Source organism: Collimonas sp. OK242, from assembly GCF_900107095.1.
Taxonomy (GTDB): domain Bacteria; phylum Pseudomonadota; class Gammaproteobacteria; order Burkholderiales; family Burkholderiaceae_D; genus Collimonas.
In genome coordinates, this window is record NZ_FNOR01000010.1 from 1 (window position 1) to 20,083 (window position 20,083).

General features: G+C 56.9%; 17 protein-coding genes and 1 tRNA gene. 7 read left to right on the plus strand and 11 right to left on the minus strand.

Annotated features, from left to right (window positions below):
• Nucleotides 1-703 precede the first annotated feature (703 nt).
• Both BLV81_RS12320 and BLV81_RS24430 read left to right on the plus strand, forming a co-directional pair.
• The gene (locus BLV81_RS12320; protein ID WP_092356942.1) at nt 704-1,888 is read left to right on the plus strand and encodes an alginate lyase family protein; all 1,185 of its coding nucleotides are present in this window, start codon (nt 704-706) and stop codon (nt 1,886-1,888) included.
• A 262-nt stretch (nt 1,889-2,150) separates the two neighbouring features.
• The gene (locus BLV81_RS24430; RefSeq protein WP_369823870.1) at nt 2,151-2,309 is read left to right on the plus strand and encodes an SIR2 family protein; all 159 of its coding nucleotides are present in this window, start codon (nt 2,151-2,153) and stop codon (nt 2,307-2,309) included.
• 137 nt (nt 2,310-2,446) lie between these two features.
• Here BLV81_RS24430 and BLV81_RS12325 read toward each other — a convergent pair.
• From BLV81_RS12325 to BLV81_RS12370, 10 genes are all read right to left on the minus strand, one after another.
• Nucleotides 2,447-2,536 (minus strand) — tRNA-Ser (locus tag BLV81_RS12325).
• 147 nt (nt 2,537-2,683) lie between these two features.
• Nucleotides 2,684-3,985 (minus strand): serine--tRNA ligase, encoded by a 1,302-nt coding sequence (gene serS, locus BLV81_RS12330; RefSeq protein WP_092356393.1) that lies wholly within the window; start codon nt 3,983-3,985, stop codon nt 2,684-2,686.
• A gap of 135 nt (nt 3,986-4,120) precedes the next feature.
• Nucleotides 4,121-5,749 (minus strand): ABC transporter substrate-binding protein, encoded by a 1,629-nt coding sequence (locus BLV81_RS12335; RefSeq protein WP_092356396.1) that lies wholly within the window; start codon nt 5,747-5,749, stop codon nt 4,121-4,123.
• 11 nt (nt 5,750-5,760) lie between these two features.
• The gene (locus BLV81_RS12340) at nt 5,761-6,747 is read right to left on the minus strand and encodes a peptide ABC transporter ATP-binding protein (RefSeq protein WP_304441234.1); all 987 of its coding nucleotides are present in this window, start codon (nt 6,745-6,747) and stop codon (nt 5,761-5,763) included.
• A gap of 14 nt (nt 6,748-6,761) precedes the next feature.
• Nucleotides 6,762-7,811: an oligopeptide/dipeptide ABC transporter ATP-binding protein gene (locus tag BLV81_RS12345; protein WP_092356402.1), complete on the minus strand. Its 1,050-nt coding sequence runs from the start codon at nt 7,809-7,811 to the stop codon at nt 6,762-6,764.
• Nucleotides 7,812-7,824: 13 nt separating this feature from the next.
• Complete coding sequence (locus BLV81_RS12350) at nt 7,825-8,757, minus strand: ABC transporter permease subunit (protein ID WP_176992831.1); 933 nt, start codon at nt 8,755-8,757, stop codon at nt 7,825-7,827.
• Nucleotides 8,754-9,764, minus strand: coding sequence for an ABC transporter permease subunit (locus BLV81_RS12355; RefSeq protein WP_092356948.1), 1,011 nt, complete (start codon nt 9,762-9,764; stop codon nt 8,754-8,756). Before BLV81_RS12355 ends, BLV81_RS12350 begins: the two co-directional genes overlap by 4 nt.
• Before the next feature lie 135 nt (nt 9,765-9,899).
• The gene (locus BLV81_RS12360) at nt 9,900-11,504 is read right to left on the minus strand and encodes an ABC transporter substrate-binding protein (RefSeq protein ID WP_092356405.1); all 1,605 of its coding nucleotides are present in this window, start codon (nt 11,502-11,504) and stop codon (nt 9,900-9,902) included.
• A 110-nt stretch (nt 11,505-11,614) separates the two neighbouring features.
• Nucleotides 11,615-13,003, minus strand: a complete 1,389-nt coding sequence (locus BLV81_RS12365) for an aminopeptidase P family protein (protein ID WP_092356951.1) — start codon at nt 13,001-13,003, stop codon at nt 11,615-11,617.
• Between the two features lie 179 nt (nt 13,004-13,182).
• The gene (locus BLV81_RS12370) at nt 13,183-13,806 is read right to left on the minus strand and encodes a helix-turn-helix domain-containing protein (RefSeq protein ID WP_092356408.1); all 624 of its coding nucleotides are present in this window, start codon (nt 13,804-13,806) and stop codon (nt 13,183-13,185) included.
• Between the two features lie 357 nt (nt 13,807-14,163).
• Between BLV81_RS12370 and BLV81_RS12375 the strand changes: the two genes are divergently transcribed.
• From BLV81_RS12375 to BLV81_RS12395, 5 genes are read left to right on the plus strand one after another with little or no spacing between them, the layout of a single operon-like run.
• Nucleotides 14,164-15,000 carry a transporter substrate-binding domain-containing protein gene (locus tag BLV81_RS12375; RefSeq protein WP_092356411.1) on the plus strand — a complete coding sequence of 279 codons (837 nt, stop codon included), beginning with the start codon at nt 14,164-14,166 and terminating at the stop codon, nt 14,998-15,000.
• A 14-nt stretch (nt 15,001-15,014) separates the two neighbouring features.
• Nucleotides 15,015-15,683, plus strand: coding sequence for an amino acid ABC transporter permease (locus BLV81_RS12380; protein WP_092356414.1), 669 nt, complete (start codon nt 15,015-15,017; stop codon nt 15,681-15,683).
• 26 nt (nt 15,684-15,709) lie between these two features.
• The gene (locus BLV81_RS12385; RefSeq protein WP_143036326.1) at nt 15,710-16,468 is read left to right on the plus strand and encodes an amino acid ABC transporter ATP-binding protein; all 759 of its coding nucleotides are present in this window, start codon (nt 15,710-15,712) and stop codon (nt 16,466-16,468) included.
• 52 nt (nt 16,469-16,520) lie between these two features.
• Nucleotides 16,521-17,807 (plus strand): NAD(P)/FAD-dependent oxidoreductase, encoded by a 1,287-nt coding sequence (locus tag BLV81_RS12390; RefSeq protein ID WP_218134274.1) that lies wholly within the window; start codon nt 16,521-16,523, stop codon nt 17,805-17,807.
• Nucleotides 17,808-17,850: 43 nt separating this feature from the next.
• Nucleotides 17,851-18,606, plus strand: coding sequence for an aspartate/glutamate racemase family protein (locus BLV81_RS12395; RefSeq protein WP_092356416.1), 756 nt, complete (start codon nt 17,851-17,853; stop codon nt 18,604-18,606).
• A 15-nt stretch (nt 18,607-18,621) separates the two neighbouring features.
• Here BLV81_RS12395 and BLV81_RS12400 read toward each other — a convergent pair whose 3' ends face one another.
• Complete coding sequence (locus BLV81_RS12400; RefSeq protein ID WP_092356419.1) at nt 18,622-19,929, minus strand: replication-associated recombination protein A; 1,308 nt, start codon at nt 19,927-19,929, stop codon at nt 18,622-18,624.
• Between the last annotated feature and the right edge of the window lie 154 nt (nt 19,930-20,083).

Here is a 20,083-nt window from a genome sequence, read left to right on the forward strand (position 1 = left end):
GGGATGCCGGTCAGGCGGTCGCCGTTCTTGTCAGCATGATTGACGGTGCTGATGGTGGCATCGATCAGGCCATATACGGTGACATTGGATTGTGCGGATGCTGTATTGATACAGCCCATTGTCCCCAGAACAGCTAACGCTAATAGCGATTTTTTCATTTTTATCTCCTGGCACTTATATGTTGAATTCATCGGTCAATCTCGATTGACCGTCAAAAGATAATAATCCCAAGTTTGCGAACCGCCGTCGGCATATATGCATTTGTTGCTTTTTTGGTACAGTTGAAGAGTTTGAATTTTCGTCCTGAAAATGAGGTGCGCACTTTGTTTGTTGTCGTAGGAATTCGCGACAACATAGGAAATGACTGTTGACGTATCCAAAATTCGCCTGAAGCCGCATGAAATCACCATTGCTGTGAGTTTTTGCACTGCGTTTCGGCACATAAGCTTCGACATCGCGAAGGACGCACGCAGACGGAAAAATCCCTGCTGGCCCTGTCAACTTATAGAGGTGCACAATCGTTCCTGCCTTGACACGCATTTGCATTAATCGTCAGACCCAGGTCCAAAATTCTGTCGGCAGCCGGACCTTGCATATGCTTGCCGTCTCCGGCAAGGAGCGGTACGGCATCACTCAGGTAGTTCTCGATACTTGATGGCGTATTGAAGATGCGATCACATTCACCCACACGGAGTTGGAAAAATTGACTTTCACATTCAAAAGCATCAGTAGTTTTATCGGCGTGGCGATAGTGATCACGCTTGGTACTGCTTCCGCAAGAGCAGATTCCTTTGCGCATCCTGGCGCCTTGCATACCCAGGCTGATCTTGAGCGGATGAAAACCAAAGTTGCGCAAAGCGCACAGCCTTGGCTTGATGGATGGAATGTTCTTATCAAGAATCCTCATGCATCGCTAAACTGGACGCCGCATCCTGTTGATGTCGTTTACCGAGGCAAAGACGGTGCCGGTCATCCAGAGAATTACCGTGCGCTATTTAACGATGCTGCGGCAGCCTATGCGCTTGCTTTGCGCTGGAAGATCAGCGGCGACGATGCCTATGCCGACAAGGCTGCTTCCATCCTGGACGCTTGGTCGGCAACGCTGACCGGGATAAGCGGGAGCTCAGACAAATTCCTGGCGTCTGGAATATATGGTTATCAGCTGGCCAATGCGGCAGAAATCCTGCGCACATACAAGAAATGGCCCGAGGATAATTTCAATCGTTTCAAAACGACGATGCTGAACGTTTTTTATTCGATGAACCATGATTTCCTGGTGAGGCATAACGGCGCAAAAATAGACCACTATTGGGCCAACTGGGATCTCGCCAACATGGACTCCATGATTGCCATCGGCATACTCACTGACCGCAGAGACATATATAACGAGGCGATCGAATACTTCAAGCATGGCGGAGGCAATGGCGCCATCAATCACCTGGTATGGAAAATATATCCGGATGGGCTAGGGCAGACGCAGGAGAGCGGGCGTGACCAGGGCCACAATACGCTGAACGTTTCCTTGCTGGGTGCGTTTTGCCAGATGGCGTGGAATCAGCACGACGACCTTTTCGGTTATGAAGACAGCCGCGTCCTGAAAGGTATTGAATACATTGCCAAATACAATCTAGGCGAGGACGTTCTTTACACACCGTATCGCAACAGCGACGTGACCCAGGAAGTCATTTCCAGTGCTGGTCGTGGTGATAGTCGTCCGGTCTGGGAATTGTTCTACAACCACTATGTGGTTCTCAAGGGGCAAGATGCGCCGTTTACAAAGGCGTTCGCGGAGAAAGTGCGCCCTGAAGGCGGCGGTGGCAATTACGGACCAAACAGCGGCGGCTTCGATCAGCTCGGTTACGGCACTCTGACTTATACGTTGAGATGAGTCGGAATACGCTCCGCAAAAATTATAATATCCACGTAATCATTGGAATTTAAGCCGCAATTCTGATGATGCTTGCGGAGCGGAAATCGGCTGCAAAGCCACGTCACAAATAGAAAACTAGAGAATCTTGGGGAGCAGGTCAAACCATCTTCAGGTCAAATGCGAGTAACGCCGTCCACCAACATTTTTAAATCAAAAGCTTAAAAATATGGTGGTGTCATGAGCTACAACGATCACCGAACTGGAATAGATTGCTCCGGCATTGCGATACACTCCGGAATCAATCGTCATCAATGACGCCGACTATGAGAAGTTCTCAGAGGATCATAAATATTCGAGTGCAAAGCTTCTCACATATTTCATCGAACGCCCTCTTATTTTCATCGGATATCGCTCAGTTGTATATCGTGAGGTACCGTGATTCCGTTGACCTACCACCGTCCACACGATGCCAATACCGTTCAATCCGAGCCAAACATAGATGGCATACCGAATGGCATACCAGAACATCCAGAAAAACAAAAACCCCTTAAACATCAAGGGGTTAGTGAATATATCTGGCGGAGAGGGTGGGATTCGAACCCACGGTACGATTTAACGTACGCTTGATTTCGAGTCAAGTACATTCGACCACTCTGCCACCTCTCCGGTTTCGGTCGACTTGCTGTGTTTAATGCAGCAAAGCGCAAGATTATAGCAGACTCTTTTTGACTATGGAATGTCTTTTTATTTTTACCATTCCAGAGTAAACACCTGCCCTTCCCTCCCGCCAAATATTCCCGTCAAATCAAATACTTATACGCTCAACTTGGTGATGCCGCCCATGTACGGATGCAGCACTGCCGGGATTTCCACGCTGCCGTCTGCCTGCTGGTAATTCTCCAGCAATGCCACCAGCGTGCGTCCGACTGCCAGGCCGGAACCATTGAGTGTGTGCACCAGCTCAGTCTTGCCTTGCGCATTGCGGAAACGCGCTTGCAGGCGGCGCGCCTGGAATGCTTCGAAGTTGGAGACCGACGAAATTTCACGGTAGGTGTTTTGCGCCGGCAGCCATACTTCCAGGTCGTAGGTCTTGGCTGCGCCGAAACCGATGTCGCCGGTGCACAAGGACACCACGCGATACGGCAGGCCGAGCTTCTTCAAGATGTTTTCGGCGTGGCCGACCATTTCTTCCAGTACTTCATAGGATTTTTCCGGATGCACGATTTGCACCATTTCGACCTTGTCGAACTGGTGCTGGCGAATCATGCCGCGCGTGTCGCGGCCGTAGCTGCCGGCTTCGGAACGGAAACACGGCGAATGCGCGGCCATCTTGATCGGCAGCGTTTCGCCGGCAACGATTTCATCGCGCACGATGTTGGTCAACGGTACTTCGGCCGTCGGGATCAGGTACAGCGCGGCATGGTCGGCGCCCTGCTCGCCTTCCTGGCCGCCCTTTTTTACCGCAAACAGATCTTCTTCGAACTTCGGCAACTGGCCGGTGCCGCGCAGCGAATCGGCGTTCACGATGTAGGGTGTGTAGCATTCGGTGTAGCCGTGTTCAGCGCCGTGGATGTCCAGCATGAACTGGCCCAGAGCGCGGTGCAGGCGGGCAATGCCGCCCTTGAGGACGACAAACCGCGAGCCGGTGATCTTGGCGGCGACGTCGAAATCCAGGCCCAAGGCCGCACCGACATCAACGTGGTCGCGCACTTCAAAATCGAAGCTGCGCGGCGTGCCGACTTTGCGCACTTCGACATTGCCAGCCTCATCGGAGCCGACCGGAACCGTTTCGTGCGGGATATTCGGCACTGACAGCAAGAACGCGCTGACCTGTTCCTGCACCTGGTCCAGCCGGGTTGCCGATGCTTTCAGTTCATCGCCGATACCTGCCACTTCAGCCATCACGGCCGCAGCGTCTTCGCCCTTGCTTTTCAGCATGCCGATTTGCTTGGATAGCGAGTTGCGCTGGCCTTGCAATTCTTCAGTACGGGTCTGGATTTGCTTGCGCTCGGCCTCCAGCGCATTGAAGCCGTTGACGTCTAACTGGAATTTGCGCGCGGCCAGACGGGCGGCGACGGTGGCAATGTCTTTGCGAAGAAGTTGGATGTCGATCATGGACTTGGTATATATGGGGGAAGGAACAAGCTGCCATTGTACCAAGCCGCGCCAGTCCCCGGCCAGCCAATCTCAGCGACGGCAATTATCACAAAAGAAACAATGTGGGAATTGATGCGGCATTCACCGGCGATTTTACTTGCCCAGATCGACTTTGCTGAAGTCATGCAAGGCGAACGCCGACATCTTGAAACCGATCACCTGCTTACGTATCGGCGTGTGCGTCAGCGAGTGCGCAAGCGGTATCCATGGCGCTTCTTCATGCACTATCAGCTGCGCCTGTTCGTACAGCTTGCCGCGCTCGGCCTGGTTCCTGCTGAGCTTGGCTTTCTGGACCAGGGCCTCGAAACCTGTATTGCACCAGCGCGCCGTATTGCCGCCGCTGCGCACGGCTTCGCAGCCCAGCAAAGTTGCAAAGAAATTATCGGGATCGCCGTTGTCGCCTGACCAGCCGAACATCATCGCTTGCTGCACCCCTTGCTTGCTGCGTTTCAGGTACTCGGTCCATTCGTAGGTGGCGAGAGTGGCCTTGACGCCGATCTTTGCCCAGTCGGCCTGGATCAGTTCGGCCATGCGCTTGCCGTCCGGATTGTAGGGGCGCGTCACCGGCAGGTACCAGAGTTCGACTGCTACGCCGTTGGGATAGCCGGCCTTGGCCAGCAAGGCCTTGGCCTTGACCGGATCATAGCCATAGTCCTGGATCTTGTCGTTGTAGCCCCAGAGCGTAGGCGGAATCGGATTCCTGGCGATCTGGCCGGCGCCTTGATACACCGTCCTGAGTATCGTCTGCTTGTCGGTGGCCAGGTTCAGGGCCTGGCGCAGCAGTTTGTTGTCGAATGGCTTTTTCTCTACATTGAAGGAGATATAACCGACGTTCAAACCTTCCTTGGTCAACAGGGTGATCGCCGGATCGGCTTTCATCAATTCGATATCGGCCGGCTTGGGAAACGCCATCACCTGGCATTCGTTGGCCTTGAGCTTGGCGTACCGCACCGAGGCGTCCGGCGTGATGGCAAAGATCAGGTTGTCCAGTTTCGGCCGGCCATCCCAATAGGCATCGAAAGCCTTGTAGCGGATCACCGCGTCTTTTTGGTAGGACACCAACTGGAACGGACCGGTGCCGACAGGTTCGCGGTCGATCACATCGGGCGTGCCTGCCGCTTTCATCTTGTCGGCATATTCGACGGAAAGGATAGAGGCGAAGTCCATGCCCAGGTTGGCGATGAACGGTGCTTCCGGATGCTTCAGCTTGAAGAGCACGGTGTAGGCATCGACTTTGCTGATCTTGTCGACGATCTTGTCCATGCCCATGTCGAGGAAGTAACTGAAGCTGGCGCCGGTAGCCAGCTGATGGAACGGATGGCTGGCGTCCGCCATGCGATTGAATGAAAACAGCACGTCGTCGGCATTGAAATCGCGGCTTGGCTTGAACCTTGCGCTGCTGTGGAACTTGACGCCTTTGCGCAGCTTGAAGGTATAGCTCAGGCCGTCGTCGGACACCGTCCACGACTCCGCCAGGGCCGGGATGATCTTGGTGGTGCCCAATTCGAAGGCGACCAGGCGGTTGTACAAAGGCACCGAGGAAGCATCGAAGGTAGTGCCGGTGGTAAACAGCTGCGGGTTGAAACCCTCCGGACTGCCTTCCGAGCAAAACACCAGGGTCTTGGCCGCAAATGCCATACTGGCGGCGCCGCACAGCAGCGCGGCCATGCCGATTGCGGCGGCCAGTTTCAGTTTCGAGCCCTGCTGCTTTCCCTTTACCATGCCATTTCCTGTCACTGAATTTCTTCCACCCGGTGGCAAGCTACCAGGCTACCGTCAAATTCGCGCAAGGCCGGCACTTCCTGCCGGCAGCGCTCGATTGCATAAGGGCAGCGATTATTAAAACTGCAGCCCGGCGGCGGCGCCAGCGGCGACGGCAGCTCTCCCGGCAACATCATCTTTTGCTGGCGCTGGGCCGGATCGATGCGCGGGGTGCTGGCCAGCAGCGCCTTGGTATAGGGATGCAGCGGCCGGCTGAATACTTGCTGCTTGCTGCCGTGCTCCACCGTTTTACCGAGATACATCACCAGCACGTCGTCGGCGATATGCTCGACTACCGACAGGTTATGCGAAATAAACAGATAGGCGACACCGCTGGCTTGCTGCAAATCCATCAGCAGATTCAGCACCTGGGCCTGGATCGATACGTCAAGAGCGGAAACCGGCTCATCGGCGACGATCACCTTGGGGTCCAGCATCAGGGCGCGCGCTATCGCCACGCGTTGGCGCTGGCCGCCGGAGAACATGTGCGGGTAACGGCTGTAATGTTCCGGCCGCAAGCCGACCTTGGCCATCATCGCTTGCGCCTTGTCGGCGCGTTCCTTGCTGCCGAGCTGGGTATTGACGATCAGCGGCTCTTCCAGCATCTGCCCGACTTTCTTGCGCGGATTCAAGCTGGCGTAGGGGTTTTGAAACACCATCTGCACCAGCGGCCGCACCCGTTTCAGGGTAGCGTGATCGGCGTCGGCAATATTGGCGCCGTCCATCCACAACTCGCCGCCGGTAGGCGGTTCGATCATCGTGATCTGGCGCGCCAGGGTGGATTTGCCGCAGCCGGACTCGCCCACCACTGCCAGCGTTTTACCTGGCTGCAAGACGAACGAGATGCCGTCCAGTGCGCGTGCAGTGGCCTTTGGCTTAAACAGGCCTTGCGATACGCTGTAATGCTTGACCAGGTTTTTTGCTTCGAGCAAAACGACCGGCTTGGCGATTTCGCTCATGTTCGAATTCATCATCATACGATCCCGCTGCGTAATATTGCTTCCTGCATAGGTTCAGGTGTTTTTCTGGATATCTCCGACCAGCCCTTAGTCGGCCGACCGTCCCGGTCTAGCGGGAAATGGCAGCGCACCTGTTCTTGCGCCTCTCCCAGCAACTCCGGCCGCACCTGCCCGCAACGGTCTTGCGCATACGCACAGCGCGGGCTGAGCAAGCAGCCAGTGGGGCGATCGTACTGGCCCGGCACCACGCCAGGGATGGTTTGCAAACGTGCACGGCCGATATTGTGCTCCGGCAGCGCCGCCAACAGCGCCTGGGTGTAGGGATGTTTGGGAGCGTTGAAAATATCCGGCACGCGGCCGGTCTCCACCACCTGCCCTGCGTACATCACCACCACCCGCTGCGCGGTCTGGGCGACGACGCTCAGATCGTGGGTAATCAGCATCAAGGCCATGCCGCGGTCGCGCTGCAGTTGCAGCAGCAACTCCAGCATTTGCGCCTGCACCGTGACGTCCAGCGCCGTGGTCGGCTCGTCCGCAATCAGCAAACGCGGATTGCAGGCGATCGCGATGGCGACCATGACGCGCTGGCTCATGCCGCCGGAAAGCTGATGCGGATAAGCATCCAGGCGCCGTTCCGGATCCGGAATGTCGACCTGCTTGAGCAGCGCCAGCGCTTTGGCGCGTAATTCTTTCTTGGAGCCGCCCTGATGCACGCGCAGGGTTTCAATCAATTGATAGGCGACCGTAAAAGACGGATTGAGGCTGGTCATCGGATCCTGGAAGATCATGGCGATGTCTTTGCCAAGCATGCTGCGCCGTTCTTTTTCAGGCATTTTCAGCAGGTCGCGGCCGTCAAACGCCATGCGTTCGCCTTTGACGCGGCCCGGGTAATCGATCAGTCCCATCAACGCCAGCGAAGTGACGCTCTTGCCGGAGCCGGATTCGCCGACGATGCCGACCACTTCGCCAGCTTCGATACTCAGGTCCAGGCCATCGACTGCGGTAAAGGGCGATGCTGCCGAGCCGAACTCGACCCGCAGCTGCTTAATTTCTAGGAGTGCCATGTTGAATCTCGCCTTATCGTTTCAGTTTGGGGTCGAGCGCATCGCGCAAGCCGTCGCCCATCAGGTTGAACGCCAGGACCGAGATCAGAATCGCCAGGCCGGGGAACGCCACCACCCACCAGGCGCTCTGGATGAATTCCATGGCGCTGGCCAGCATCGAGCCCCACTCTGGTGTAGGCGGTTGCGCGCCCATGCCGAGAAAGCCAAGTGCCGCAGCATCCAGGATGGCGGAAGAGAAACCGAGCGTGGCTTGTACGATCAAGGGCGCCAGGCAGTTTGGCAGCACGCAATTGAACATGATGCGCAAGGTGCCGGCGCCGGCGATGCGCGAGGCGCTGACGTAATCGCGCGACATCTCGCCGATGACCGCGGCGCGCGTCTGCCGCGCATAGTGCGGCAGCATCACGACGGCAATCGCGTACATCGCATTCATCAGGCCAGGCCCCAGGATGGCAACCACGGCGATGGCCAGCAACAAGCTCGGCAATGCCAGCATGATGTCCATCAAACGCATGATGGCGATTTCAACCATGCCACGGAAATAGCCGGCCAGCAGGCCGAGCAACACGCCGGTGGTTAGCGATAGCGAGATGGAAACCAGGCCGATCAGCAGCGACAGGCGAACCCCATGGATCAGGCGTGACAGCATATCGCGCCCGACCGGATCCGTGCCGAGCAGGAACTGGCTGCTGCCGCCTGCCTGCCATACCGGCGGCACCAGGGTCGATTGGCGGAACTGTTCGATCGGCGAATGCGGTGCGATGACGTCGGCAAACAAGGCTGCCAACACCATCGCGATGATGACGGCGAGGCCGATGACGGCGCCGCGGTTCTGGCTGAAATAGCCCCAGAATTCGCGCAGCGGATGCGGCGGCGCGTTGACGGCCGCCTTCGGCGAAGAGTTAGTTTGCGGCGCACTAACGGGCGGTACATTGACGTTGTTCATGAGCGATGGCGAATACGTGGATTGATCACGCCGTACAGCAAGTCGACGGCCAGATTGACGAGAATGATGATGGTCGCCGACATCAGGATACCGCCCTGCACCACCGGATAGTCGCGCCGCTGAATCGCCGCCACCAGCCATTTGCCGATGCCGGGCCAGGAAAAGATGGTTTCGGTCAGGATCGCGCCGGCCAGCAAGGTGCCGACTTGCAGGCCGACCACCGTAACTACGGGAATCAAGGCATTGCGCAGAGCGTGCACACCCACCACCCGCCACGGCGAGAGGCCTTTGGCGCGTGCGGTGCGTACATAATCTTCACGCAAGACTTCCAGCATGGCGGAGCGCGTCATGCGCGCAATCACCGCCAGCGGAATGGTGCCGAGCGCGATAGTAGGAAGAATCAGGTGCGACAGCGCAGATTTAAAAGCGCCGCTATCGTCCGACAACAAGCTGTCGATCAGCATGAAGCCGGTAACCGGCGGCACGTCAAACAGGATCTCGATGCGGCCCGAGACCGGGGTCCAGCCCAAGGTCACGGAAAACAGCAGGATCAGCAACAGCGCCCACCAGAAGACCGGCATTGAATAACCGGTCAGGGATGCGCCCATCACCGAATAATCGAATACGGTATTGCGCTTCAAGGCGGCCAGTATGCCGGCCGGCATACCGATGGCCAGGGCAAACAGTATCGCGCAAAAAGACAGCTCCAGCGTCGCCGGGAACAATGTCTTGAATTCACTCAGCACGGAGGTATGCGTCATGATCGACATACCCAGGTCGCCCTTGAACACGTTACCGAGATAGTTAAAGTACTGCATGTAAATCGGCTGATCGAGACCAAGCTCGTGCGCCATTTGCGCGTAACGGGCCGGGTCCATGCCGCGCTCGCCGGTCATGGCTTCGACGGCGTTGCCGGGGATAAGGTGTATCAATAAAAACACCAGCAGCGTGATGCCGAGAAAGGTCGGAATGACCAAACCGACACGGCGCAGGAGAAATCCAAACATTGGCGTTACCTGTTCGATGAAAAATGACAGCAATCGCGTTGTTGCCGATTGTTGTCGTTTGCTAACGTTAAATTTAAGCCGCTCCTACGCCATGGTGGGAGCGGCTTCATATCGGAACAAAAACCAGGCCGTGGCTTACTTGGCCAGATCAACCTTCTCAAAGTGATGATGGGCAAACACGGCCATCTTGAAGCCGATCACTTCCTTGCGTACCGGCGTAAAACGGACCGAATGGGCCAGGTCTATCCATGGCGCTTCTTCATGCAAGATCACCTGCGCCTGCTCATACAGCTTGGCGCGCTCATCCTGCTTCGGCGTCAGCTTGGCCTTTTGGATCAGCGCTTCGTAATCCTTGTTGCACCAGCGCGCGGTATTGCCGCCGCCCTTTACACCTTCACAACCCAGCAACGGCGCGAAGAAATTATCCGGATCGCCATTGTCGCCGGACCAGCCGAACATCATCGAGTGCTGATCGCCCTGCTTGCTGCGCTTCAGGTATTCAGTCCATTCGTAGGTGGTGAGCTTGGTCTTGACGCCGATTTTTGCCCAGTCAGCCTGGATCAGCTCGGCCATGCGCTTGCCATCCGGATTGTATGGACGGGTGACCGGCAGGTACCACATTTCGACTTCAACGCCGTTCGGATAGCCGGCTTTAGCCAGCAATTCCTTGGCCTTGACCGGATCGTAGGTGTAATCCTTGATCTTGTCGTTGTAGCCCCAGAGGGTTGGCGGGATCGGATTTTTTGCTGCGAGCCCCGCGCCTTGATAGACGGTCTTGAGGATGGTTTGCTTGTCCACCGCCATGTTCAGCGCCTGGCGCACCAGCTTGTTATCGAACGGCTTTTTCTCGACATTGAACGAGATGTAACCGATGTTCAAACCTTCCTTGGTCATCATCTTGATGGATGGATCCGCTTTCATCAATTCGATGTCAGCCGGTTTCGGGAACGCCATTACCTGGCATTCATTCGCCTTGAGCTTGGCATAACGCACCGAAGCATCGGGGGTGATGGCGTAGATCAGGCTATCCAGCTTTGGCCGGCCGCCCCAATAAGCATCGAAGGCCTTGTAGCGGATCACGGCGTCCTTTTGGTAAGACACGAACTGGAACGGCCCGGTGCCGACAGGTTCGCGGTCGATCACTTCAGGGGTGCCCGCCTTCTTCATGTTGTCGGCATATTCGGCCGACAGGATAGAGGCGAAATCCATGCCCAGGTTAGCGATGAACGGCGCTTCCGGATGTTTCAGCTTGAAGACCACGGTGCTGTCATCGACTTTTTCCACCTTGTCGATGATCTTGTCCATGCCCATGTCCAGGTAGTAACCGAAGCTCTGGCCGGCGGCAAGCTTGTGATACGGATGATTGGCGTCGCCCATGCGGTTGAACGAGAACAGCACGTCGTCGGCGTTGAAATCGCGGGTCGGCTTGAACTTGGCGCTGCTATGGAACTTGACGCCTTTACGCAGCTTGAAAGTGTAAGTCAGGCCGTCATCGGACACAGTCCACGATTCGGCCAGGCCTGGAATCGGCTTGGTGGTGCCCAGTTCGAATTCGACCAGGCGGTTGTACATCGGCACCGACGATGCATCGAAAGTGGTGCCGGTAGTGTACAGCTGCGGATTAAAGCCTTCCGGGCTGCCTTCCGAACAGAATACCAGCGTCTTGGCCGCTGCCGCATAACCGGCAGTGGCGCACAGGACGGCGAGCAAGGCAGCCTTGGCAATCAATTTTCTTTTCATCACGGGTCTCTTTCTTAAGGTTATGGTGAAGGTGGTGTGTTTAACAACATTTCACATCGAGAACACAAGTTGCAATGTACAACGCATTTCACTAAGGTTTCAAACCTTCTTTAAGCCGCCATCAAGGCTTCAATTTCGGCACAGGTTTTAGGAATCGCCGGACCCAATACGCGCGCTCCGGAACTGGTCACCAGCACATCATCTTCAATCCGGATGCCGCCAAAATCCATGTGCTCGACAAACTTCTCATAGTTGATCAGACTATTGTGGCGCGCCTCTGCCCGCCAGCGCTGAATCAAGGCCGGAATAAAATACATGCCCGGCTCGACCGTCACCACCATGCCTGCGCGCAAAGGCTTGGCCAGGCGCAGATTGCGCAGGCCAAACAGTTCGCTGCGGCTGACGCTGGCGTCGTAACCGACACGGGTTTCACCCAAGCCTTCCATATCATGCACGTCCAGCCCCATCTGGTGGCCGAGACCGTGCGGGAAACAGATGGCGTAGGCGCCTGATTCAACCACCTGCTCCGGACTGCCGTTAAAAAATCCCAGTTTGGCCATGGCTGCAACCATATGGCCGGCGGCCAGCTTGTGCACTTCGAGATAGGAAATACCCGGCCGCATGGCGTCAATGGCCAGCTGCTGCGCGGCCAGCACGATTTCATACAAGCTGCGCTGGCGTTCGCTGAAACGGCCGCCAACCGGAAACGTGCGCGTGATATCGCTGGCATAACCCAAGGCGCTGGAAGCACCGGAATCGTTCACCACCAGATCGCCCGCCTGCAAAAGATTCTTGTGATCGCGGTTGTGCAAGATCTCGCCGCTGCGCGAAAAAATCATCGGATAGGCGTTTTGCAAATCATGGCTGCGCATGATGCCCTCCATGGCCGCCACCACCTGGTATTCATAGGTGTGGGCCTTGGCCTGCTGCATGGCGGCGACATGCATGTCGCGCGTGACGCTCAGCGCGTTTTCTATTTCTGCGATTTCTTCGTCGCCCTTGATTTCACGCAGCGCGATCACGGCAGCCATCAGGCTTTCGGAGGCACCGGCCTTGCATTGCTGCGGGGTGCAGTCCAGCAGGCTGGCCAGCTCCAGTACGGTTTCGCCGCGATAAGGCGGCAGGTAATGGATCGTGCGTCCTTGGCGGCGCGCCTGCGCCAGCAGCTCAGCCAATTGTTGATATGGCTGCACGGTTGCAATGCCGGCCGACTCGGCGCGCTGCGCAAAACCGGTTTGCGGCCCGACCCAGATCACGTCGTCCAGGCCTGGATCGTCGCCGAACAGGATCTCGCTATCGGCGTCGATATCGATCAGCGCCGCCAGATCCGGCTGGTTCAAGCCGAAAAAATAGGAAAACGATGAGTCCTGGCGAAACCAGTAATGGTTATGCAGGTAGTTCATGGAGACGTCGGTATTCCCCGGCAACAGCAGCAAGCCGGAGGAAAATCTCTGCTTCAGCTGGCGCCGGCGCTGCGCGTAGAGCGCTGGCTCAAACATGGTAACCTCGATCGCAACCCCGCGCCCGGCCAGCGCCGAATGCGGCAACTTTAAATATGTCTTGATACATCGCTACTCCATTTCGCTGTCGCTACCGACATCATTGTTCAGTCTCACACAAAGCGCCGGCAATCATGGCCTTTTGCAAGTGCAAAAATCATGCCACAAGCAGCCCGCGCTCAAGAAAATTCGGTCCCGCGCGATAATAATTGCTCCCGTTCCTGCTCCTGGGATGCCGGCGATTGCGGTCCGTCGAACAGCGCCACGGTGCCGACCCAGATCACCTCGGCCACCTGATTCTCATGCGGCAGGGATTCAATACTGTGAGGAATATTCGCGTCGAAATGCAAGCTGTCGCCGACATTCAGCACATAACTGTCTTTACCTACCGTGTAGCCGACTTGCCCGCTGAGCACGAAGATCATTTCATCGCCTTCGTGCGACACCATTTCCGATTTGTAGCCGGATGGCATGGTGAATTTCACCGAATGCACCTGGCTGCCGGGAAATACCGTCGATAAGCGCTCATATTTAACGCGTCCGCTGGCGACCGAATACGGCTGCCGCTGGCTGTGATAGGTATCCGGCCGCAATTGCACGGGTTGTTTGATCAGGTCGCCAATCGCCACGCCCAGCGCTTTGGCGATCACCACCAAGGACGTGATCGAGGGACTGGTCTGGCCGCGCTCAAGCTGCGAGATGAATCCCGCGGTCAATCCGGTTTCGGTCGCGACTTGCACCAGCGTCTTCTTGATGGCATGGCGCCGCGCGCGGATCGATTTCCCCAGCTGTGGCATTTCCATTGTTTCTGTCTCCGGCCCGTATCTGGTATTTTTTTATTACTTCCAAATCGATCAAGGCGATCCTGGCCGCGTTAATTCAAGAGTAATTTTTTTGATATTTGACATTACCACTGCGGTTAGCACTGCGGCTTCGCTAGTCAGGCGTCGGAAATTATAGTCACACTAAAATTTGAGTCAAGGATATTTTTCAGATTAGCTTAGCTGGCCTGAATCAAGGACGGGCCTCAATCTTGCTTGGAAATGCGGGCTGGCAAATGCATTTTCGGGTGACTTTAGGTCTCAAACCGAGTATTTTCGATACGTCCATGATGCATTTTTCTTACTTTTCCTGACCAACCCTCATTCAAGAAGACACACATGCCTATCAATCGTCGGAATTTCATCGCTCAAACCATTGCTATCGGCTCATTGGTCGCAGTCGGCCCTGTATTTTCCCAAGAACCTGAGTCAACCGCTGCCCGCATTAAACGCACGGGCAAGCTACGTTTGGGGGCAATCAACGGCGCCTCGCCGTATTTCACAAAGGACCTGGCGACCGGCGAGTGGCGCGGCTTCATGGTCGACCTGGGGCGCGATCTTGCCAAATATCTCAAAGCCGAGGTTGAGTGGGTTGAAACAACCTGGGGCAATGCGGTACTGGACGTGCAGACCAACAAAATCGATTGCCAGCTTGGCATGGCACCCTCTCCTGCGCGGCGCGAAGTGGTTGATTTTTCCGGTCCGATTTTCCAGAACTACAATACGGTAGTCGCCAGAAAGGGATTCAATTTTGAACGGTGGGAACAGCTCAACACGCCTAGCGTCAAGGTGGCGGTGGATGTCGGCTCGAGCCACGATCAGCTGGTGACCCGGATATTGCCGAAGGCGACCATATTGCGATTTGAAACCTCCGCCGCCGCCACCATGGCGCTGCAATCAGGCCGCGTCGATTGCCAGGTGCTGGTGATTCTGCTGTCGACCGCATTGCTTACCAAGCTGCCGAACATCGGCCATATCGTCTACCCGTCTCCCGACGAAACCAACCCGACCAATGTCGGGATTCGCAAACAGACCGACCAGACCTTCATCCAGTCCGTGAATGCCTGGCTGGACCAAGCCAGGGCCTCGGGAAAAGTGAAAAGCACCATCCTCTCCAATATGCAAGCCCTGGTCGGCGTGCCGCCAACCGCATTTCCACCCCAGGTTCACTTTTAAGTTGTGAGGCAGGCATGTATCAGTGGGATTTCCATACGCTTTGGCAGTACAGGAACATCATTTTCACAGGCTTTGGCTACACCGTCGGCTACACCATCATCGTCGTCATACTGGGGCTGCTGGTCGGCCTGATTGCCGGCCTCTGCCGGCTTTCGCCGAAGGCATACATAGCCGGACCATTCCGGGCTTACGTCGAACTGTTCAGATGTACGCCGGTGCTGGTGCAGCTGATCTGGTTTTACTACGCCCTGCCGATATTGACCGGCATCGAACTGACGCCAGGCATGGCGGCAGTGCTGTCATTGACCTTATATGGCGGCGCCTTCTATTCCGAAATCATCCGCGGCGGCGTGATTTCCATCGACCCCGGGCAAACCGAAGCCGGCATGGCATTAGGCATGACGCATTTCCAGCTGATGCGACGCGTAGTGCTGCCTCAGGCATTCAAACGGATGACGCCGCCGCTGGTCAGCCAATCCATCATGCAGCTGAAAAACACCTCGCTGCTATCGGTTCTGGCGGTGCCGGACCTGCTCTATCAAGGGCAAATCATCGCCCACGATACCTATCGGCCGCTGGAAATCTATTCGCTGATTGCGATTCTGTATTTTGCGATTTTGCTGCCTGCAACGATTTTGGCAAAGCGGCTCGAAGTAAAAATGTCTGATGGCCGGGGAAGCTAGCAATGGGTAGCGCAATGAAGTGTGAAATGATTTCAATCCACAATCTCAAGAAATGTTTTGGCGACAACGTCGTACTAAAAGATATTTCCCTGCAGGTCGGCAAAGGCTCTGTGGTAGCGATGATCGGGCCGTCAGGCTCCGGCAAGTCGACTTTGCTACGCTGCATCAACCTGCTGACGATACCGGACGCCGGCATCGTCAATGTCGGCGGCCAGTCGATCACGTTCGACGGCAAAAACACGACATTGCCGAAAGCCCGGGATTTGGCGAAATTCCGTTCCAAGACTGGCATGGTTTTTCAGCACTTCAATCTTTTCCCGCATATGACCGTCCGGCAGAACGTCATGGAAGGCATGGTCACGGTGCTGAAAACGCCTAAGCACGAGGCCCGGATTGCCGCCGACGCCCTGCTGCAACGGGTAGGATTGAGCGATCGCGCAGACGCCTATCCCAGCATGCTGTCGGGCGGGCAGAAGCAGCGCGTCGCCATCGCCAGGGCGCTGGCCATGAAGCCTGATGTGATGCTGTTCGACGAGGCCACTTCTGCACTGGATCCTGAACTGGTGGGCGAAGTGCTGAACGTCATACGCTCGCTGGCATCGGACGGCATGACCATGATCCTGGTCACCCATGAAATAGCGTTTGCAAGAGAGGTCGCCGATCAGGTGATTTTCATGCGGGACGGCGTCGTGGTCGAATCCGGGCCGCCGGCCCTCGTCATCGACAACCCGGAGAAAGAAGCTACGCGCAGCTTCCTGTCACGCTTCAAGAATAGCGGGCAGTAGCTTGCTACGAATAAGCGGCACGCGACACATCTTCAAAAAAAAGGGAAACAGCTTGAATTCAAATGCCAGCCAGCCCGCGGCCTTGCGCGTGGTAGTCATTGGTGCAGGGATTGTCGGCGCCGCCTGCGCCATCGAGTTGCTGCGCGACGGCCACCATGTCACGCTGATTGACGCGGGCGAACCCGGCGGGACGCAGGCCGCCAGCTACGGTAACGCGGCATGGCTCAGTCCGGCTTCGGTGGTGCCGGTTTCGATGCCAGGCTTGTGGAAAAAAATACCCGGCTATCTGTTCGATAAAAACAGTCCGCTGACAATCCGCTGGAGCGCACTGCCATCGCTATTGCCGTGGCTGGTCAGGTTCATCTGGGCAGGAGCCAGCGTGGCCCGCGTCGAAGCCACCGCAAGCGCGCTGTCTGCCCTGCTCCGCGACGCGCCTGCACGGCATCGCGCATTGGCCAAAGAAGCCGGCGTAGCGGAACTGATTGTGAGCAGCGGGCTGCTTTACGCCTATCCTGACCGTGCCGCTTTCGAGGCGGAGGCGCTAGCCTGGCGCTTGCGGCGCGACAATGGCGTCAGCTGGAAGGAAATGGATGCGCAGGCAATCCGCGCACTGGTCCCCGAGCTTGACCGCAGATATCAATTCGCGATTCTGGTGGAGCAAGGCGCTCACTGCGCTGACCCGGGAGCCTATGTTGCAGCGCTGGTGCGCCATGCGCTAGCGCAAGGCGCTACCCTGCAGCGCGCCAAGGCTTCGGGGTTTGACCTGCAAAACGGCCGCTTGCGGGCCGTCGTTACCGACATCGGCGAACTCGTCTGCGACCGCGCTGTCATCGCCGCGGGCATCCACTCGAAAATCCTGGCCAGATCGGCAGGCGACAAGATCGTCATGGAGAGCGAACGCGGATATCATGTCGTCATCGAAAATCCAACGATCAAACTGGCTGTGCCGGTCATGCCGGCCGACGCCAAGACCGGCAACACATCGACATTAGCGGGCCTGCGCATTGCCGGACAGGTGGAACTGACCAGTATGCAGGCCGCACCAGACTGGACGCGGGCTGAAACCCTGTTGCGTCACGCTGTCGCGACCTATCCAGCGCTTGCAGCATCAATCAAGACCGCCGTGATCCAGCGCTGGATGGGCCATCGGCCGTCAACCACCGATGGCCGGCCAGTGCTGGGGCCGGCGTCCGGCTGCCAGGACGTGATCCACGCTTTTGGGCATGGCCATATCGGCCTGGCGTCGGGACCGGTTTCCGGCCGGCTGGTAGCTGATCTCATCTGCGGCCGGCCCACTGTCATCGATCCGGCGCCTTATACGGTAAAACGCTTCTTGTGACTTCAGGTCCGGGCTTAAACTTACGTCAAATTCAGGAGCAAACATGATCATTCGCGGCGGACGCGCCATATATGGAGAGAGTGTCGGCATTCTGGTGCTGGACACGAAATTCCCGAGAATTCCCGGTGATATCGGCAATGCCACCACGTTTGATTTTCCGGTGCGCTATAAGGTCGTGTCCGGCGCAATGCCGGAGCAGATCGTTGCGGCGCCCGACCGGGCGCGCGCGCTGCTGCCGGCATTTATCGAAGCTGCGAAAGAACTGGAAAACGATGGCGTGCGCGCCATCACCACTACCTGCGGCTTCCTTACCGTAGTCCAGGATGAAATTGCCGAGGCGGTGAACGTGCCCGTGATGACATCGAGTCTGTTCCTGGTCCCGCTGCTGCGGCGCATGCTCGGGCCCAAGCGCACGATCGGCATAGTCACCGCCGATGCGCACAGCCTGTCCGCCGGCCATTTGCGCGCTGCGGGTATCGATCCCGGCTGGCGGCTATTGGTAAGAGGCATGGAATCGTGCGCGTCTTTCAAAACCATCCTGGGCACAACGGACACCGCCGCCAATCCCGGCTATTCCCTGGACGTCGAGCAAACCAGGCGGGAAGTTGCGGACGTATGCCAGGCAATGCTGGCCGAAGCACCTGATTTGGGCGCATTCCTGTTCGAATGCACCAATTTGCAACCCTACGCGCCGGCAGTGCAAGCCGCCACCGGGCTGCCCATCTTCGGCATCTATCACGTCGTCAACCTGCTTCACTCAGCCGCGGTAGCGCCCGGCTTTTCACACGGCTACCTGTGACATCGCATCAGGCGATCACTTGCCGCTGTTGGCGTCGTCGTCGAGACTTCGCAAGAATTGCATTTTCTCGGCAATCTTGGATTCCACTCCGCGCGGCACCGGCTGATACCAGCCGGGATCGCCGATGCCATCGGGCAGATAGGTTTCGCCAGCCGCATAGGCGTGCGGCTCGTTATGCGCATAGCGATACTCGTGGCCGTAGCCGAGCTCCTTCATCAGCTTGGTCGGCGCATTTCTCAGGTGCACCGGCACCTCTCTCGACTTGTCATTCCGGACAAACGCCATGGCTTGATTGAAGGCGTTGTAACCGGCATTGCTTTTCGCTGCAATGGCCAGATAAATCACCGCCTGCCCTAACGCCAGCTCACCTTCGGGCGAACCTAGCCGCTCGTAGGTCGCAGCGGCATCGGTCGCAATCTGCATCGCGCGCGGATCGGCCAGGCCGATATCTTCCCAGGCCATGCGGATAATCCGGCGCGACAGGTATTTGGGATCGGCGCCGCCGTCCAGCATGCGGCACAACCAGTACAGCGCGCCATCGGGGCTGGAGCCGCGCACCGATTTGTGCAAGGCCGAGATCTGATCGTAAAAATTATCGCCGCCCTTGTCGAAGCGGCGCGCATTCAAAGTCAGCGCATTTTGCAGGAACTCGGCGGTAATTTGCGTCACACCCGACGCCTTGATGGCGCTGCCGCTCTGCTCCAGCAAATTGAGCAATCGACGCGCATCGCCGTCGGCATAGCCGATCAGGGTATCGACGGCGGCATCGTCAAACTGAAGGTGCGACAACATCCGTTCCTGCGCGCGCGCCAGCAACTGCTTCAACTCATCTTCGCTCAGCGCCTGCAACACATACACTTGCGCCCGCGACAGCAAAGCGGAGTTGACTTCAAACGAAGGATTTTCGGTGGTGGCGCCAATGAAAGTCACCAGACCCGATTCTGCATAAGGCAACAAGGCATCTTGCTGCGATTTGTTGAAACGATGAATTTCATCGACGAACAAGATCGTATGTTTACCCTGCGCCAGGTATTGCTGCGCCTGTTCCATCGCCGCCCGGATATCCTTGACGCCCGAAAACACTGCCGACAACGGGATGAATTCGCAGTCGAAGGCATTCGCAGTCAAACGCGCCAGCGTGGTCTTGCCAACGCCCGGCGGCCCCCACAAGATCATGGAGTGCGGCTTGCCCGATTCAAACGCCAGCCGCAACGGCTTGCCTGCACCCAGCAAATGGCTCTGCCCGATCACCTCGTCCAGAGTCGCCGGACGCAGGGCTTCAGCCAATGGTGGAGTGGGTTCTACTTTGAAGAGATCGGACATAGGGATGATTCGGTGAAAAATGTTCTTTGTTTGAAAAATGAAAAGCGATAAAACATCTTATCGGCAACGCAATAAACCCGTTCGCGGCGGTTATCGACGGACTTCAGCGGATCTCGGCGCAAAGATGGCGATCATGAGAGAATCGCTGTCGATT

Coding starts and splice junctions, on each gene's coding strand:
- serS (WP_092356393.1), bottom strand. CDS start 3,985: ATGATCGACATCCAACTTCTTCGCAAAGACATTGCCACCGTCGCCGCC.
- BLV81_RS12335 (WP_092356396.1), bottom strand. CDS start 5,749: ATGGTAAAGGGAAAGCAGCAGGGCTCGAAACTGAAACTGGCCGCCGCA.
- BLV81_RS12340 (WP_304441234.1), bottom strand. CDS start 6,747: ATGAGCGAAATCGCCAAGCCGGTCGTTTTGCTCGAAGCAAAAAACCTG.
- BLV81_RS12345 (WP_092356402.1), bottom strand. CDS start 7,811: ATGGCACTCCTAGAAATTAAGCAGCTGCGGGTCGAGTTCGGCTCGGCA.
- BLV81_RS12350 (WP_176992831.1), bottom strand. CDS start 8,757: ATGAACAACGTCAATGTACCGCCCGTTAGTGCGCCGCAAACTAACTCT.
- BLV81_RS12355 (WP_092356948.1), bottom strand. CDS start 9,764: ATGTTTGGATTTCTCCTGCGCCGTGTCGGTTTGGTCATTCCGACCTTT.
- BLV81_RS12360 (WP_092356405.1), bottom strand. CDS start 11,504: ATGAAAAGAAAATTGATTGCCAAGGCTGCCTTGCTCGCCGTCCTGTGC.
- BLV81_RS12365 (WP_092356951.1), bottom strand. CDS start 13,003: ATGTTTGAGCCAGCGCTCTACGCGCAGCGCCGGCGCCAGCTGAAGCAG.
- BLV81_RS12370 (WP_092356408.1), bottom strand. CDS start 13,806: ATGGAAATGCCACAGCTGGGGAAATCGATCCGCGCGCGGCGCCATGCC.
- BLV81_RS12375 (WP_092356411.1), top strand. CDS start 14,164: ATGCCTATCAATCGTCGGAATTTCATCGCTCAAACCATTGCTATCGGC.
- BLV81_RS12380 (WP_092356414.1), top strand. CDS start 15,015: ATGTATCAGTGGGATTTCCATACGCTTTGGCAGTACAGGAACATCATT.
- BLV81_RS12385 (WP_143036326.1), top strand. CDS start 15,710: ATGATTTCAATCCACAATCTCAAGAAATGTTTTGGCGACAACGTCGTA.
- BLV81_RS12395 (WP_092356416.1), top strand. CDS start 17,851: ATGATCATTCGCGGCGGACGCGCCATATATGGAGAGAGTGTCGGCATT.
- BLV81_RS12400 (WP_092356419.1), bottom strand. CDS start 19,929: ATGTCCGATCTCTTCAAAGTAGAACCCACTCCACCATTGGCTGAAGCC.